The sequence below is a fragment of the Gemmatimonadota bacterium genome, from assembly GCA_026702745.1.
Classification (GTDB): domain Bacteria; phylum JAAXHH01; class JAAXHH01; order JAAXHH01; family JAAXHH01; genus JAAXHH01.
Map to the genome: position 1 here is coordinate 25,878 of JAPPBT010000029.1, position 15,316 is coordinate 41,193.

Annotated in this window: 12 protein-coding genes; 7 read left to right on the forward strand and 5 right to left on the reverse strand. The window is 61.3% G+C overall.

All coding sequences use genetic code 11. The features are described from left to right. Window positions 1-41: 41 nt before the first annotated feature. The 5 genes from OXH56_05420 to sprA all read right to left on the reverse strand — a co-directional run bounded on the left by OXH56_05420 (window position 42) and on the right by sprA (window position 9,557). The gene (locus tag OXH56_05420; GenBank protein MCY3554743.1) at window positions 42-1,253 is read right to left on the reverse strand and encodes a pyridoxal phosphate-dependent aminotransferase; all 1,212 of its coding nucleotides are present in this window, start codon (window positions 1,251-1,253) and stop codon (window positions 42-44) included. Window positions 1,254-1,302: 49 nt separating this feature from the next. Then, window positions 1,303-1,788 (reverse strand): pantetheine-phosphate adenylyltransferase, encoded by a 486-nt coding sequence (gene coaD / locus OXH56_05425; protein MCY3554744.1) that lies wholly within the window; start codon window positions 1,786-1,788, stop codon window positions 1,303-1,305. Then, window positions 1,785-2,423 (reverse strand): 16S rRNA (guanine(966)-N(2))-methyltransferase RsmD, encoded by a 639-nt coding sequence (gene rsmD / locus OXH56_05430; GenBank protein MCY3554745.1) that lies wholly within the window; start codon window positions 2,421-2,423, stop codon window positions 1,785-1,787. Before rsmD ends, coaD begins: the two co-directional genes overlap by 4 nt. Before the next feature lie 270 nt (window positions 2,424-2,693). Then, window positions 2,694-3,209, reverse strand: coding sequence for a ComEA family DNA-binding protein (locus OXH56_05435; GenBank protein MCY3554746.1), 516 nt, complete (start codon window positions 3,207-3,209; stop codon window positions 2,694-2,696). An 18-nt stretch (window positions 3,210-3,227) separates the two neighbouring features. Further along, entirely contained in the window at window positions 3,228-9,557 is a 6,330-nt protein-coding gene (gene sprA, locus OXH56_05440) for a cell surface protein SprA (protein ID MCY3554747.1), read from the reverse strand. A 652-nt stretch (window positions 9,558-10,209) separates the two neighbouring features. Between sprA and OXH56_05445 the strand changes: the two genes are divergently transcribed. From OXH56_05445 to OXH56_05475, 7 genes are all read left to right on the forward strand, one after another. Beyond that, window positions 10,210-10,476 (forward strand): MoaD/ThiS family protein, encoded by a 267-nt coding sequence (locus OXH56_05445; GenBank protein ID MCY3554748.1) that lies wholly within the window; start codon window positions 10,210-10,212, stop codon window positions 10,474-10,476. 47 nt (window positions 10,477-10,523) lie between these two features. Next, a complete protein-coding gene (locus tag OXH56_05450) occupies window positions 10,524-10,937 on the forward strand; it encodes a molybdenum cofactor biosynthesis protein MoaE (GenBank protein MCY3554749.1) in 414 nt (137 codons plus the stop codon). Between the two features lie 16 nt (window positions 10,938-10,953). Further along, window positions 10,954-12,105: a cysteine desulfurase family protein gene (locus OXH56_05455; protein MCY3554750.1), complete on the forward strand. Its 1,152-nt coding sequence runs from the start codon at window positions 10,954-10,956 to the stop codon at window positions 12,103-12,105. A 101-nt stretch (window positions 12,106-12,206) separates the two neighbouring features. Then, complete coding sequence (locus OXH56_05460; protein ID MCY3554751.1) at window positions 12,207-12,440, forward strand: sulfurtransferase TusA family protein; 234 nt, start codon at window positions 12,207-12,209, stop codon at window positions 12,438-12,440. A gap of 121 nt (window positions 12,441-12,561) precedes the next feature. After that, window positions 12,562-13,695 (forward strand): Mrp/NBP35 family ATP-binding protein, encoded by a 1,134-nt coding sequence (locus tag OXH56_05465; protein ID MCY3554752.1) that lies wholly within the window; start codon window positions 12,562-12,564, stop codon window positions 13,693-13,695. 14 nt (window positions 13,696-13,709) lie between these two features. Then, entirely contained in the window at window positions 13,710-14,750 is a 1,041-nt protein-coding gene (locus tag OXH56_05470; GenBank protein MCY3554753.1) for a 7-cyano-7-deazaguanine synthase, read from the forward strand. Between the two features lie 251 nt (window positions 14,751-15,001). Continuing rightward, the gene (locus tag OXH56_05475; protein ID MCY3554754.1) at window positions 15,002-15,259 is read left to right on the forward strand and encodes a type II toxin-antitoxin system RelB/DinJ family antitoxin; all 258 of its coding nucleotides are present in this window, start codon (window positions 15,002-15,004) and stop codon (window positions 15,257-15,259) included. The last annotated feature ends 57 nt before the right edge of the window (window positions 15,260-15,316 follow it).

Here is a 15,316-nt window from a genome sequence, read left to right on the forward strand (position 1 = left end):
TCGCGTGCTTTCGGCAGGTCGCCGCGGAGCTTCGCGGTCGGTCAACCCGCCAGGGACGACAACCCCTCTTCTACCCGGTCCATGCCCTTTTCGATCACGTCCAGGGTGGTTGCGTAGGAAAACCTCAGGCATCCCTCCGATCCGAAGGCGGCGCCCGGCGCCGAGATCACCTGGTACGCCTCCAGCAGGTACATGGCCAGGTCCAGCGATCCTTCGATGGGGCTGCCGTCGGGCCGTCTGCGGCCCGTATATGCCGAAAGGTCGGGGAAGACGTAGAACGCGCCGCCGGGACGGGCGCACGCCACGCTTCCCATGTTCTGCAGCCTTCCCATGATGTAGTTCCGCCGGCGGTCGAACGCCCCGATCATGGGGGGCAGGAAGTCCTCGGGGCCGGTCAGCGCGGCAATGGCCGCGTGCTGGGTGATGGTGCTCGGATGCAACACCGTCTGCCCCTGGAATTTCGAGACCAGCTCCATCACCTCGGCGGGGCCGGCGGCGTAACCCAGGCGCCAGCCGGTCATGGCGTACGCCTTGGAAAGTCCGTTGACCACCAGCGCCTGTTCCTTCATCTGCGGATGGAGGGCCGCGATGCTTACGTGGCGATGGCCGTCATAGAGGATCTTCTCGTACAGTTCGTCCGTGATGACGTATATCCCGGCCTCCATGACCACTTCGGCGATGGCGGCGAGTTCGTCCCGCGAATACACCATGCCCGTGGGATTGGAGGGGGAGTTGAGCAGGAGCGCCTTGGTCTTCGGCGTAATCGCGGATCGCACCTGGCCGGCCGACACTTTGAAAGCATCGCCCGGTCCCGTGTCCAGCACCACCGGAACGGCGCCCGCGAGTTTGACCATCTCGGGATAACTGACCCAGTAGGGCGCCGGGACGAGGACCTCGTCACCTTCGTCACAGATCACGTAGAGCAGGTTGTACAGGGCGTGCTTGCCGCCGGAGGTCGTCGCAATCTGGTTCGGCGCGTATTCGAGCCCGTTGTCCCTGGCCAGCTTGCGGCAGATCGCTTCCTTGAGGTTCAGGATGCCGGTCGCGGGCGTGTACCGGGTGATGTTGTCACGGATCGCGGCCATGCCGGCTTCCTTGATATGGTCTGGCGTGGGGAAGTCCGGCTCGCCCACGGCGAAGTTGAAAACCTCGACGCCATCGCGCTTCATCGCGATGGCCCGCTCGTTGAGTACGGTGGTCGCCGAGGGTGCGATGCGATCCAGTTTTCGTGAGAGGGGACGGATAGAGGGCATGGGAAGGGGGCGGAGGGCGGTGTCTGGCAGTCCTTGGATATCCGGAGGTTTAGCTGATCGATCCGCACTTTTCTGTCAGCGCTTTCAATACGGGAGGCGGGACCTGGTGGCTTACGTCGCCACCGAAACGGAAGACCTCTTTCACGAGCGAAGAACTCACGTACACCGATGGTTCGCCGGGAAAGAACGATACCGTGGTAACCAACGGGGCCAGGCGCCGGTTCATGAGCGCCATCTGGGATTCCGTTTCCAGGTCTCCGGCGGAACGAACGCCGCGGACGATCGCATGGGCGCCGAGTTTTTTGGCGAGGTCGACCGTCAGCCCGTCCGTCGACATCACTTCGACTCCCGACCAGCCGTCCACGGCCTGTCGGAACAGGTCCACGCGATCCTCCACCGAAAACATAGGGTGCTTTTCCATGTTGGTCGCAACGGCCACCACCACGCGGTCGAACACGGTCAGCGCCTGTTTCAGCACATCCAGATGTCCGTTGGTTACAGGATCGAAAGTACCGGGGTAGACCGCAACTTTCATCGCCGGGTTCTCGATGAAGGAGGTGGAAGATCGATGGGCAGGACTTCCGGCCGGTTCACGGTGGCCGCCGCAACGGGCTGATTTGACGAGACGGGCTGAAAGAAAGACAGCGCCGTGTCACCGATTGTTCGGCTGCGCGCCAGGTCGAGACCTTCGCAGGATTCCGGTTGGTCGTCTCCCCGATGCTCCAGGACGAGCAGGCCGCCCGGAGCCAACACATTCCGTTCGCCGGCGGTTCGGACGATTTCCCGTGCTACCGGATCGCCATAGGGCGGATCGGCGAGTATGATGTCCACCGTGCAGGCATGGTCGGCGAGGTGATCGAGACTCCGAATAGCGTCTGTCATCCAGATCCTGCTGCTTCCGCGAAACCCACAGCGGTCGAGATTGTCTCTAATCGTCCGGACGGCACGGCGGTCACGGTCGACGAAAAGGCAGCAGCGCGCACCGCGGCTCAGCGCTTCAATGCCCAGGATTCCTGTGCCGGCGCACACGTCCAGCACCGTACCGTCGACGATTCGCGCCGACAGGATGTCGAACAACGATCCGCGTACGCGGCTGCCGGTGGGACGGATGTCGCCGGTTACGGACTTCAGCCGACGGCCCCTGGCGATTCCCGTGCCGATTCGGAGCATGATTCCCACCTCCGGCCATTACCGTTCGAACCACATCGAAAATAGATTTTCAGGGGGTGCATGTCAACAAAAAAGCCCGTTGAGAAAACCCGGTTTTCCGGCGGTTTTCGGGGATTTCCGGCACCCAGGCGCATGGGTCGTTCCGGCACGTAGGCTCACGGGGTCGGCCGGCACTCGGGCACATGCTTCCGGCCGGGCGCCGCCGGGCGCGGCCAGGCGCAACCAGGCGCAACCAGGCGCAACCAGGCGCGGCCAGGCGCAACCAACCATTCACTTCAGCTCCACCAGAGGTCGTATGCGTCCGAGTTTGGCGGGACCGATCCCTTTCACTTCGAGCAGCTGCTCGACCGCCTCAAAAGGACCGGACCGCGTCCGGTATTCGATGATCGCCTCCGCCAGTTTCGGACCGATCCCCGGCAGTTTCTGAAGTTCAAACGCAGGGGCGGTATTTACCGGCACAAGCAGGTTGCCGGTGGAAGAAGCGGACTTCGTAGAGATCCCGGCGTTCTGGTGCCCCGAGTCCTGCGAGGCAGCCGGGTGTCCCGAATCTGCCCCGATGGTCGAGTGTCCAGCGTCCGACCCGGTGGACGGGAGGCGCGCGTTCGAATCGTCCGCGGTAGCCGTGGCGGATTCCGTCTCGATACCTGCGTTCAGCCGTCCGTGCGCCTGAACCGGATCCAGGTCGGGCAGGAAACCCGAATCGTACTGTTTCACCAGCAGAATTGCGGCGCCGGCCAGCATGCTGACCGCGACGAAGATGACGGCCTGTATTTCCCCTTTAGTCATAATCACCCTCGGAGCAAATCAGTTGAAGACGAACTCGGTCCACAGCCCGCCGCCTCGGCGAAGCCGCTTCTGCTGGGTGACCACGTTCAGTGTATTCGTCAATTCAAGTGTCAAGCCGCCGCGGACGTACCTGCTGAAGCGATAGTCCGTCGTAACCGAGAAACGGTTCTGATTCTGGCCGTTGTTTGCCTGGAAGTCGCCGCCTATCCGGGAGATCAGCGTCCTGTTGGAGTTCCGGGTGAATTGCAGCCGGGCGTTGATGTCCCCGCTCGTTCTCCTCCCGAAGATCCGGACACCGGGCCGGAGTCGGTAGTCTACGGCAATGGTCATCGACCTGGTCTGTAGTTTCTGATCGGTCGCGTTCCGCCCGAACTGGGTCAGTCCGTCCGACGTAGTGAAATTACCTCTCAGCACCAGTCCCGCGTTCAGGTCGAAAACGAATCCGAACAGTGGAGACAAGGTCGTCGTGGTCGTCCGGGTGATGGCGGATTCGCCGGGGTCCGCACCACCCGTCGCAGCGCCCTGCGCAACCGCCAGGTCCTGTTGCTTCAGGTCGGTACTCTTGCTGTTGCGTCGCGAGAACCCGCTGGACAATTCGATCCGACGGAACAGCCGGCCGAATTCGCCCATGCTCCTGGGATTGGGACTCCAGCGCAGGTTCATTTCCGGCCACGTGGTGTTGCGCTGCTTCCGGTTCAGGGTCGTGGATCGGTTATGGGTCGATACCCATGTAGGCCTGATGGAAAAAGTCGCTCCACGGTAATTGATTCCCGTTCCGACGTTGAAGGACGACCGGTTCGCTTCCGATTCCTGGTTGCGCTGGATGCCGCTAACCCCGTCGCCGGTCCCCAGGGTATCGAACGGTACGGAAAAATAGTCCGACAGTCCCATGCGCTCACGCAGGGTCGGGCGGGAGACCGCATTGAAAAAGTTCTGATTGCGGCTGACCGTAAAACTGAGGGTGACCGGCGAGAGATTGTTCAAGACGGTGACAAACCGATCCGCCAGGTTACGCCTGAACCATCCGGAATCTCCCGGTTCCGATCGCCTCGAAGTGCTCCCGAAAACGTTCGATACCATCCTGGCCATGTTGACGTTGGTACGCACGCCCTGCTGGTTGTTGAACGTGATGGTCCGCGCTTCCGGAGAAGCGCCGACAAGTTGAAGCTGTGGATTCCGGTTTTCCGCGTATGAAGTGGTAAAATTGTAGGAAGGCCTGAACCAGGTGGTGATCTCGGGGCGGTAGTCGAGGCCCAGGTTCTGGCGGAAGCTGGTTTCCGGTCCGAATTCGAGGCTGGTAAAGGATACGGTGGAATCGGACTTCATGTCGTTGGAAACGGCAAGGTTGTAGTTCATTCTCAATGACCTGAATGGTTCCATGATCGCCCGGATGTTACGATTCAGATACCGGGTGAATCGTTCGCTCCGGTCCGAGATGACCGAAGGGGTCTCGCTGGTATCTCCGGCCTCGACGGTCCGCCCCGGCCTGTTGAGATAAATCCGCCTGTCGCGGTTTATCTCCGAGAACAACTCCAGTCGAACAGGGAACGGGTTGAACGTCAGTCCTGAAATGAAATCCGGCAGCGGCATCCATCCGAGAATCGGCCACTGGATCCTCTTGCGCGGGGTCAGGTTGTATTGCAGCCTTGCCCGGTAGGCCCCGGTGGTATCGATCCTGGAAACGGAGTGCCGGAAATAGTTGGTCGACGTGTAGTCGAACCGGATGCGTTCCAGGGTCCAGGCGACGAAGGGATTCGTGGAACCGACCCGCTTGGAGATGGAAGTCGAAAAGGACCGGTCGGTGTTCTCCGTGCGCTGTGCTTCGCGCTGTTCGCTGTTCAGCAGGACGATGTCGGAGCCGACCTGCAACCGGGGCAGCCTGAGGTCGTTTCTCCAGCGGAGTCGCACCGGAACGGACAGCCCCCAGTTTTCCGGCAGCATGTTACCCAGGTTCAACAGGGTGGAGAAGTTCATCACGGTGGTCCTGCTCCCCGCTTCTTCACCGCCTATCCGGCGGAAGTGGCTGCCCACGCTTCTGACGGTCCCGAACAGCGAGAACACGTCAGCAAAATCGGCGTCTATTTTCAAGCGGCCGGCCAGGCCCCGGTCGCGCCTGACATCACCGGCCCTCAGTTCGTCCAGCCAGAGCTCGCCACCCTCGAGTTCGGTATCGTAAGGGTTGTAGATCCCGACTGTGATATGGCGGATCCGGGCCAGCGCGGGTGCTCCGAGTACCCTGTATTGCTTGTTCCCTTCCAACTCGGCGATGGCCACTGTACTTCCCGTGCCCGGCGGCCCCTCCTTGAAACGCACGGGACGTTCCTTCCCGTCGCTCAGTATGACCGAATAGGTGGTATCCGCCGTCGTCGCCGTCACCCGCGCGGCTTCAGTTTCGCTTTTCAGAATCGTGAGGTCGTCGAAAACGACCCTGAGATGATTCGCATCGTCCCAGCCCGGGACCACGCGGGTCCTGTATTCGTAATAGTCAAATTCACCGCTGCCGAATCGTATGAAAAACTCGGGCGACCGATCGCCTTCGAAATGATCCGAACCGTGGATGTACAATCTCAGGGAGTTATACAATGTATAGTCCTGGAAGGTAAACAGCGTTCGGTAGGCCTGGGCGCTGTGGTGAGGCTGCAGGTTGGTATAGGTAAGGCTCAGCGACTGCTCCTTGATCTGCAGGCCGGTTACCCGATCGTACTCGATGATCGCGCCGGGCGGCGTAGTGTAGTCCCCCGGGTTGTCGTAGGTGTTCTTCACGGCCACATCAAAAGTCTCCTCGTATTCCGCCAGCTTTTCGTCCGGTACAGGGAAACCGCTGGAATCGGTGATGGCCCCTTGAAAGTCTTCCTGCCACTGGTTGCCCACGATGTTGATGGAGGCGATGCGCATCTGTACCGGTTCGTTGACCATCGTGATCCAGAGCCGGACCGTTTCGATCCGGTCGAACCTCGGCATGCCCACCGAACCGTCGTACGCCCGGTTTGACGTTACGCCCCCGCCCACCATCGCCTCCGTGTCCGCGTTGCCCTGCACACCCGTGTCGTCCGCCGTTGGACTCGCGCCGGTCGAACCGGCGCCGGCCGGATCGGCGCCGGACACTCCGGTGTCCAGCGGAATGCGGTACAGACGCCAGCTGTCCGGGTTCTCCCAGTTGGATCGCTCCTGGTCGCCGCCGGCTACGAACATCGTGTCTTCGTGATCCGGACTCAGATTCACGACGAACTTGAAGAAATCGTTTTGTACATCGAGGAACCCGGAGTAATCGAGGTCTTCGGTATCGGGACGCCGGTTCTGGTCCGGATCGCTGGCATTGACTTCCGGTCCATTGATTTTGCTGTAGTCGACCTGGTCGACGGGCACGTTGCCGCCCTGTGTGCCTTCGAAGGCGAAGTTGTCTCCGTGCGGGTCCGGATTCGTTACTGGGTTGAAACCGGCCTCGTCCTCGTCACGCAGGCCGTCCAGGCCGATGTCTTCTTCTGGTTCCAGGAGGTTGTTTCCGAAACCGTCGCTACGATCATCTTCCGTATCCAGCCGCCCGTCGTCGTTGACGTCCTCGCTGATCACGCCGAGGTCGATGTGCAGTTCGCCACGGTTTCCATTCACCCACAACTCGATGAAACGGCTGCGCGTCTGGTCGACGTAGCTTCCGGACAGCGGATGCATCAACCCGCCCCAACGGTTCATCACGTCATCCGGTCCCATTGGCTGCCCCGGCGCGTTGAAAGTAGAATCCGCGTGTATACCACCCCAGCGCAGGTCGGGTTCCGTGGGATCGAATTCCATGATCAGCACGTGCTGCAGCTGGTCGCGGCCCGTGACCTCGCGCGTTGGATAGATCTGCCGGACGTCGACCTGCTCCAGGGGATTGTACCAGGTCAATCGGCCCCGCTGGCCGTGCGTATGCCGATCGGGCGGACTGGACGGCCGCCAGCCGCTGCGGCGCACGCCCAGGTCGGTTTCCTCCTTGCTCCCTTCGAAATCGTCTATGAACCCGTCGCCCAGGATATTGGGGTTGGGTACGCTCTGGGCCAGTTCGGCCTCGATGATCAGCGAGGACGCCTCGTCCCCGAGGTCCGCGGGGGAGATGAAATCCATGAAGGAAGTCATAAAGTCCGGTTCGAACTCCAGGCGCGCATCGATCCCCCACATCATGTAGCGCCCGGTTTCGCGGCCGATCCGGGATTTCTGTTCCAGCGACTTGTCGGACCGGTACAGCAGGGTGCCCTTAATCCAGGACCGTTCGCTGAACTGATATTCGCCCTGCAGCCCGAGCAGGGTGTTCGACACGGGCTTGAAGAACGGGGCGAACTGAAACTGGACCGTCACGTCGGCATCCGGGGTCAGGGCTTCCTCATTCGTGAAGCGGATCTGTCCGACCTCGTACAGAATGATGTAGTCCGTACCCCGCTGCAGTTGCTGGCCGTTCAACCGGACGATTTCACTTCCCTCGATGATGTTGGTCCGCCCGAGCGCATACTGGGACAACTGGTTCCGGTATTCGACCTCAAGGAAGTACTTGTGCAGCCTGCTGTGCTCCCTGATGATCTGTTCGTTCGAAAGGTTGTATATCCCGGGCGTTTCGTCGGGAAGGCCATCGTCCTGCGTATCCGGATAGGCCAACTGACCGGCGGAGTTCCGGGTCAGCATCGGCGCGAAGGGATACTGGTCGGGAAAGATCAGCTCGCCCCGCTCGAAATTGATCAGCGAGTAGTCGATATCGACACGCCGGTCGGGCTCGGAGTGGGCGTCCACTCCCCTTCGGTCGAGCCCCAGCAGCTGGACGTAAGGTGTTCCGTTCTCGTCGATCTCACTGTGTTCGCCTTCGGATTCGATGCGGTAGATCCTCAGGTCGAAGCTATTCGGATCGATATCCGTCTGGCCCAGGTAGTACACGTTACGCCACTCGTACTGCCAGGTACCCCACTGGGAGGGATCGTCCTGCACATCGGGAGGCCTTTCCTGCTGCCGCTTGAGCAGGCGCAGCAGCGGGACGTCGCCGTCGAGGCGGCCGTACTTTCTGATTTCTCCGTCCAGGTTCACGGTCTCGTAGTACACCGCGAGCATGTCGTCTTCCTGGAGGGGCGTATTCAGCGCGATGTAGCCGAATTGTTCGTTTATGTAGAACTCGTCGGACTCCAGGAACCTGAACTTTCCTTCAATGAATTCACCTTCCTCGGAACCCTGGATGAGCACGCCCTCGGCGTCGTACACCGGGGGCTCCGGGAAAGCGCTGGCATTGACCAGCCTGGCCTGGTTGGTGAGCGTCACCTGCCCCGACACGTAGACCTGGATCAACCGGACCGAGTCCTCCGCCGCGATGTGGGAACCGTTTACGTCCCTGCGCGAGAAGTTCCGGCGGTACCGTTCGTCAATGAAATAGTACGTCCTGCGCCTGAAGTCGAGGTCCCTGATCGACCGGTTGGAACCCTGCGAGCCCGCCTGGAACGTGGCCGACTCCCCTTCCCCTTTCTCCTGGCTGGCGATCGCGGTCAGGTGGAAGCCGCCGAGCTGCCCCGTCGTTTTGATCCCGAACAGTCCGGTGTGCTGTTGCGTGTATCCCGTGAACTCCGTGTTCTTCAGTTCGAGGGAGACGTTGCCCGCCTCGAAGCTCTTCAATATGCCGTTCCCTTCCCGTCCGTCGTCGAAGACATCCTGGTAGCGGATGGCGAGGTTGTTGTCGAGATCTGTGAACGCTTCGCTGTTCTGCCTGATGTTCACCTCGATCTTCTCGCCGATGTTCCCCGTAACGGTAAACTCCTGGTTTTGCTTCATGGAAACGTTTGGCGTGCGGGAAAACCGGTTGGTCGCCGTGCTCGCGCTGCCTTCGGTCCATTCGCTGGCCATGTCCATCTCTATGCGCTGGTTTCCGAGAATTCGGATTACGGGCGATCCGCCGCCAAGAAAAGTAGGCAGGTTCACCGGCACATCAAGGGTCAGCAGGCCTTCCTGGCTGAGACGCGTTTGGGTGTCGAAGACGTAGGACAGCACGGACGTCCGCCACATTCTTCTGAATTGCGCCGTGCTGCGCAGCCGGTAGTACTGGTCGAAGGACAGGACCAGCGGCACGCGCCGGCCGAGTCCGCGTTCCTCGTCGATGTAAGCCAGCAGCTGGAGATCGGGATAGACGACGGTCCGGCCGTCAAAGAGCCACGGCGCGTCGGAGAGCGTAAGGAGCGGCGGTTTGCTTTGCCCGCGGGCGATTTCGTCAACCTCTTCGAACGTTACGAAGTACAGCCGTGCGCTTTCGAGCCGGATCGTCGGGCCTTCCACTTGCGCCTGCGCGGCGAAGGTCCACGCGGTCACCAGCACGAGGCTGAGGAAAATCGTGAAATTGCGTTTCATAGATTAACGAAAATATACCTGGGGAGCGACGCTCGCAATACCTGTTGGTACGTCTGAAGGACGACTGAAGGTCACCTTGCGTTCCATGAAGGGAAGCCGAGTTCCATGCCGGGAAGCCCGCCGGCAAAAGACTTGACACGGCCCGGAGCCGTGATTAGCGTAACCTTGCACACCGCATTCGCGCGAGCGCTGTTTGTACGAGCGCGTTCGTGCGGCCGGCCGCCTTCGGCCCCGATGCTGAAAATGAAACCTGGAGTTTGCTTCCCATGGAACAACAAGCCACCGAGTTGACCACGGGCGGATGGGTCTTTCTCATCCTCGCTTGGACCGTGATCACAGGCCTGACCGCCGTTTGTTTTTACCGGGTAAGGAAGTTGGATTAGACCCGGCGGGCTTCGCGGTTTCCGGCGGGCTTCGCGGTTTCCCCTCCGTGATTCCCGGTTTACAGGCAGCCGCCTGGCTGCCCTTCACACTACGTCAAAGATCAACACTGAACCCCCGGTGTCGATTCCTCGCCTACACTCCGTTTTACGTCTCATAGCGACAGCGAGTCTTCCCGATCCTGAACGTGCGCCCCGCTTGACATTCGGGCGTTTTTGCCTTATCCTGTAACGGTTTTCCCGACTACGATTGACGCCTGCAAAGGACCGCAATGCGGATCATCGTCAAATGTTTCGCGGGATGCAAGGACGCGGTAGGCGCGGCGTCGGTCGAGGTGAATCTCCCGGCGGGGACCACCGTGGGCGAGGCCTTTGCGGAACTTGTCGATTCCTATCCCGGCCTGGCGAGTTATGACCGGAGCGTTATGCTGGCCGTGAACCGCGAATACGCCGACCGGCAGTCCGTGCTGGCAGATGGTGACGAACTGGCGTGCATTCCGCCCGTGAGCGGCGGCGCTGAGAGCTATCCGCGGCGCTGAACATGAGCGGCGGCGCCGTTGCTCCATAAAGAGGTATAGTCAAGCGCGTGTACAAGATTACGAGCGAATACATAAAGCCGGACGCCCTCTTTGAATGGTCCCTCAAGCCCCACCACGGTGCGGTGGTCACCTTCGCCGGAACCGTGCGGAACCACTCGGACGGCCGGCGGACCCTGCGCCTGGAATACGAGGCCTACGCCGAGATGGCCGAAGCCAAGATGCGGGAAGTGGGCGAGGAAATCCGCGAGAAATGGGGCATCGAAGACGTCGCCATGATTCATCGCGTCGGTACGCTCGAAATCGGGGAGATCAGCATCCTCATCTCCGTGGCGACCCCCCACCGTAAAAACGCATTCGAGGCCTGTTCCTACGCGATCGACCGCGTCAAGCAGATCGTGCCCGTCTGGAAGAAGGAGATCCGTGCAGACGGGGAGCGGGAATGGGTGGAACGCAATACCTGAAAACCGGTCCCCAGTCATGATCAACCTGGACCACGGGGCGGCGCCACCGGTTGACCCCCGTGTCATCGAAGTGATGGAGCCCTGCCTCCGCGAATACGTCGGCAATCCGTCAAGCCTTCACCGGGCCGGTGTGCAGGCGCGTAACGCACTGGAACTGGCGCGCGGCCGGGTAGCGGGACTGATTGGCGCTAATCCCGGCGAGATCATATTCACAGCGAGCGGCACCGAAGCGGACAACCTGGCCGTCAAGGGGATTGCCCAGGCAAGATCAAGTCGCGGGCGGCATATCGTCGTTTCAAGTATTGAGCATCACGCCGTGCTGTATGCCGCGAAAGCCATGGAACGGCAGGGATACACCGTCACGGTAGTTTCTGCCGACGGGGACGGCGTCGTGCGGCCCGACCAGGTCGCGCGGGCCATGCGAGACGACACCGTTCTCGTTTCCGTCATGCGCGCCAACGATGAGACCGGCACGATCCAGCCCGTGCGCGAAATCGCCGGGATCGCCCACCGGAACGGCGCGGCTTTCCACACCGATGCCGTGGCTGCCATGGGGCGCCTGCCCGTTGACGTACACGATCTGGATGTGGATGCCCTGTCCCTTTCCGCCAGATCCCTGAACGGCCCGCCAGGCGCCGGTGCCCTCTACGTGAAGTCCGGCACCCGGCTGCGTCCCCAGGTGGAAGGAGGCGTCCAGGAAGACGGACGCCGCGGCGGACACGAAAACATCCCTGCGATCGTGGGTTTCGGCAGGGCGGCGGAATTGGCGGTGGATGAATTGCCTGCCCGGATCGACCGTTTGAAGCGGCTGGATAAGTCGCTGTTGCGCGGTTTGCGGGACCGCCTGCCGGATGCCGTCATCAATGGACATCCCGCGCTGCGCCTGCCGGGTCATATCAACCTTTGGATACCGGAGGCCGATGGCGAGTCCGCGGTCCTGATGCTCGATGCCCGGGGCTTCGCCGTTTCCGTCGGTTCCTCTTGCGCCGCCCACGCGGCCAAGCCCTCGCACGTGCTGCTGGCCCTGGGACGGACGGCGACCGAAGCCCGGTGCTCGCTGCTGATTACCGCCGGTCCGGACACAGCGGAATCCGAGGTCGGTGAGGCACTGGACGCACTCGCCGAGGTCGTCGGAGAACTGCGCGCCATCGCCGGCGTGACGGCCTAGATCCAGGGCGCCACCGCGCGGACGACCGACGCCACCGCACGGACGACCGAAGCCACCGCGCGGACGACAGACGCGGTCATTTCAGGGAGGCACGACGAACCGTGATCCAGCCGTCCATGACCCTCGACACCTTCGGTCTGCTCTGTCCCGTGCCGATCATGAAGACCGCGTCGGCCATCCGGGAGATCGCAGTGGGGGAAGTGCTGGAAGTGCTGGCCGATGATCCCCAGATCCTTGAGGACATGCCGGCCTGGTGCGCGAGTAACGGGCACGCGTTGCTCGACACCATCGAGGATGGAGAAGAGTACAAGCTGTTCGTAAAGAAGGTAAAGTGATTGCCCCGGCGGACCGCCTGATGTAGATTGCGCATCGAGAATCGACCACCGGTTGGTTGACGTTCGACCATTGGATAGTTACCGTTCGACCTTCGAGTGGTTGACGGTTGGAATGTAGCGGTTGCGCGGCGCAGTGCTGCGGCACATCGCCACCGAGCAGGAGCAGAAGATGGCCCATGAAGTGACCATGCGGGACGTGGTGGACCAGTTGAAACAGATCATGTACCCGGGATTCGACCGTGACATCGTCTCTTTCGGCCTGGTGAAGAACGTGCAGGCCTCCAACGGGCACGTGGCCTTCAGCCTGGCCTTTTCCACGCAGGACGAATCCACCCGGCGCCAGATCACCATGACGGCCAAAGAAGCCGTGGAGCGCATGCCCGGGGTGCAGGACGTGCAGATCACCGGACCGCCGCCCGGACAGTCGGCCACGGCCCAGGGACCAGCGGGCGGCCCGGCGGGACAGCACGGTCAGCACGGTCAGCCGGGCAAGATCGAACTGCCGGGGGTGAAGACCATTGTGGCGGTGGCCAGCGGCAAGGGCGGCGTGGGCAAGTCCACGGTCTCGGTTAACCTGTCGGTGGCTCTGGCCGACGACGGCGCGAGCGTGGGCCTGCTAGACGCCGATATTTACGGACCCAGCATCCCGACCATGATGGGCGTCAAGGACCAGCCCGGCGTGGTGGGACAGAAGATCCTGCCCATGATCGCCCACGATATCAAGATGATGTCCTTCGGATTCCTGATCCCGGAAGACCAGTCGGTCACCTGGCGGGGTCCCATGGTCCACCAGGCCGTGCAGCAGCTTCTGAGCGACGTCCTGTGGGGAGAGCTGGACTGCCTCGTCATCGACATGCCCCCGGGCACGGGGGACGCGCACCTGACACTGACCCAATCCGTGGCGCTGACCGGCGGCCTCGTGGTGACGACGCCGCAGGACGTGGCCCTGATCGACGCGCGGCGCGGCGTGGCCATGTTCCAGCAGGTGAACGTGCCCATACTCGGCATCGTCGAAAACATGAGTTATTTCAACTGTCCCCATTGCGGCGAGCGCACGGATATCTTCACGACGGGCGGAGGCAGACGGGCCAGCGAGGCGCTGGGCGTGCCCTTCGTCGGCGCATTGCCCATCGATGCGGCGGTCTGTCTGGCAGGCGACCAGGGCACCCCCATCGTCCGTCGGGATCCGGACTCGCAGCAGACGGACGCCTACCGCAAGGTGGCGGATACGCTCCGGGCGACGATCGGGGTATGAGGGAGGCTCAAACCATGTCCAAACCCGTGAAAGCAGTCGGATTGCTGTCCGGCGGACTGGACAGCACGATCGCGGCCGCCATGCTGATGCGGCAGGGCATCGAAATACAGGGACTCACGTTCTACACCGGCTTCTGCGTGGTGGAACACAACCGCAGGTCCAAGACTCGGAAGCGCAAGAAACCGGTGCGCAACGAGGCCCTGCAGGCCGGCGCCAAGCTCGACCTGCCCGTCGAGATGATCGACATCTCCGGTCCGGACTACCTGAAAGTCCTGACCGATCCCAAATACGGTTACGGAAAAACCGTGAATCCATGTATCGACTGCCGCATCTTCATGTTCCGGCGGGCCCGCCAGTACATGGACGAGATCGGCGCCCAGTTCATGTTCACCGGCGAGGTCCTCGGCCAGCGGCCCATGTCCCAGCGCCGCCAGCCCATGAACGTCATCGACCGTGACGCCGAACTGGACGGCCTGTTGCTGCGGCCTCTCTCCGCAAAGCGCCTCCCGCCCACCGTACCGGAACAGGAAGGCTGGGTGGACAGGGAAAAGCTTGGCGACATCCAGGGACGTTCCCGCCAGAAGCAGATGGAAATGGCCGAGGAGTACGGCATCGAGGACTATCCTTCACCCGCGGGAGGCTGCTGCTACCTGACCGATGCGAATTTCGGCCGGCGCATCCTCGACTTCTTCGAATTCGAGGGCAAGGAAAACCTCACCATGGACGACGTGATGCTCCTCAAGATCGGCCGACATTTCCGCGTCAAGCCCGACGTCAAGGTCGTGATGGGGCGGGAAGAAGGGGAAAACAAGTTCCTGGAGCGCTACACACCGGGCCGGTGGAGACTGGAAACGAAGGACGTCACGGGTCCGACCACCCTGGTCGAAGGCCAACCCACCGACGACGACCTGCGTCAGATCGCAGGCATGACCGTGCGGTACGCGGGTTCAAAGGCCGATGCCGGCACCCCGGTCACCTGCCGCTACGAAGATGCCGAACGCATCCTCGAACCGTCCCCGGTCGAGGAATCCGTGCTGGAGACGTGGCGGATTTAGGGGCGGTTGGAGTGCGGTCCTGAGCACTCATCAGCGCGCGAATCCCCCTTACACTTTAACCCACTGTCTGATCGAAGCACGATAATTGGCGCATGTGCGCTAGATCGTGAATATGGATCTCGACCATTGTATATAACGCAACAGGCTAAGTGTTTCAATTTTTGGTGGGGGTTTTGATATTTGTGCGTGTGGTTTCATCTTGACCTTTGGGATCATGTAGCTACATTGAGGCTACAAGGAGATCGTTTACTATGAATTCTGATACAGTTGTTCGAGCACGAATAGACAAAGACACCAAAGCTCGAGCTATGACAGCGCTTCAGGCTATGGGCTTGTCTATGTCCGACGCGATTCGATTGCTTTTGGTACGCGTAGCGAACGAGAAACGGTTGCCTTTTCCAATACAGGTACCACGTCCTGCAACCACCAAGGCAATGAAAGAACTGGAAGAGGGTAAGGGTCAGAGATTCGAAAATGCCGAAGGTTTGTACCAAGACCTCGATATCTGAAATGCTGATCCCGGTACGTTGTATTTGCACCTGGTCAGGACAGGTTCCCACGCTGAT

Coding starts and splice junctions, on each gene's coding strand:
- OXH56_05470 (MCY3554753.1), top strand. CDS start 13,710: ATGTCCAAACCCGTGAAAGCAGTCGGATTGCTGTCCGGCGGACTGGAC.
- OXH56_05435 (MCY3554746.1), bottom strand. CDS start 3,209: ATGACTAAAGGGGAAATACAGGCCGTCATCTTCGTCGCGGTCAGCATG.
- sprA (MCY3554747.1), bottom strand. CDS start 9,557: ATGAAACGCAATTTCACGATTTTCCTCAGCCTCGTGCTGGTGACCGCG.
- coaD (MCY3554744.1), bottom strand. CDS start 1,788: ATGAAAGTTGCGGTCTACCCCGGTACTTTCGATCCTGTAACCAACGGA.
- OXH56_05420 (MCY3554743.1), bottom strand. CDS start 1,253: ATGCCCTCTATCCGTCCCCTCTCACGAAAACTGGATCGCATCGCACCC.
- OXH56_05475 (MCY3554754.1), top strand. CDS start 15,002: ATGAATTCTGATACAGTTGTTCGAGCACGAATAGACAAAGACACCAAA.
- rsmD (MCY3554745.1), bottom strand. CDS start 2,423: ATGCTCCGAATCGGCACGGGAATCGCCAGGGGCCGTCGGCTGAAGTCC.
- OXH56_05445 (MCY3554748.1), top strand. CDS start 10,210: ATGCGGATCATCGTCAAATGTTTCGCGGGATGCAAGGACGCGGTAGGC.
- OXH56_05455 (MCY3554750.1), top strand. CDS start 10,954: ATGATCAACCTGGACCACGGGGCGGCGCCACCGGTTGACCCCCGTGTC.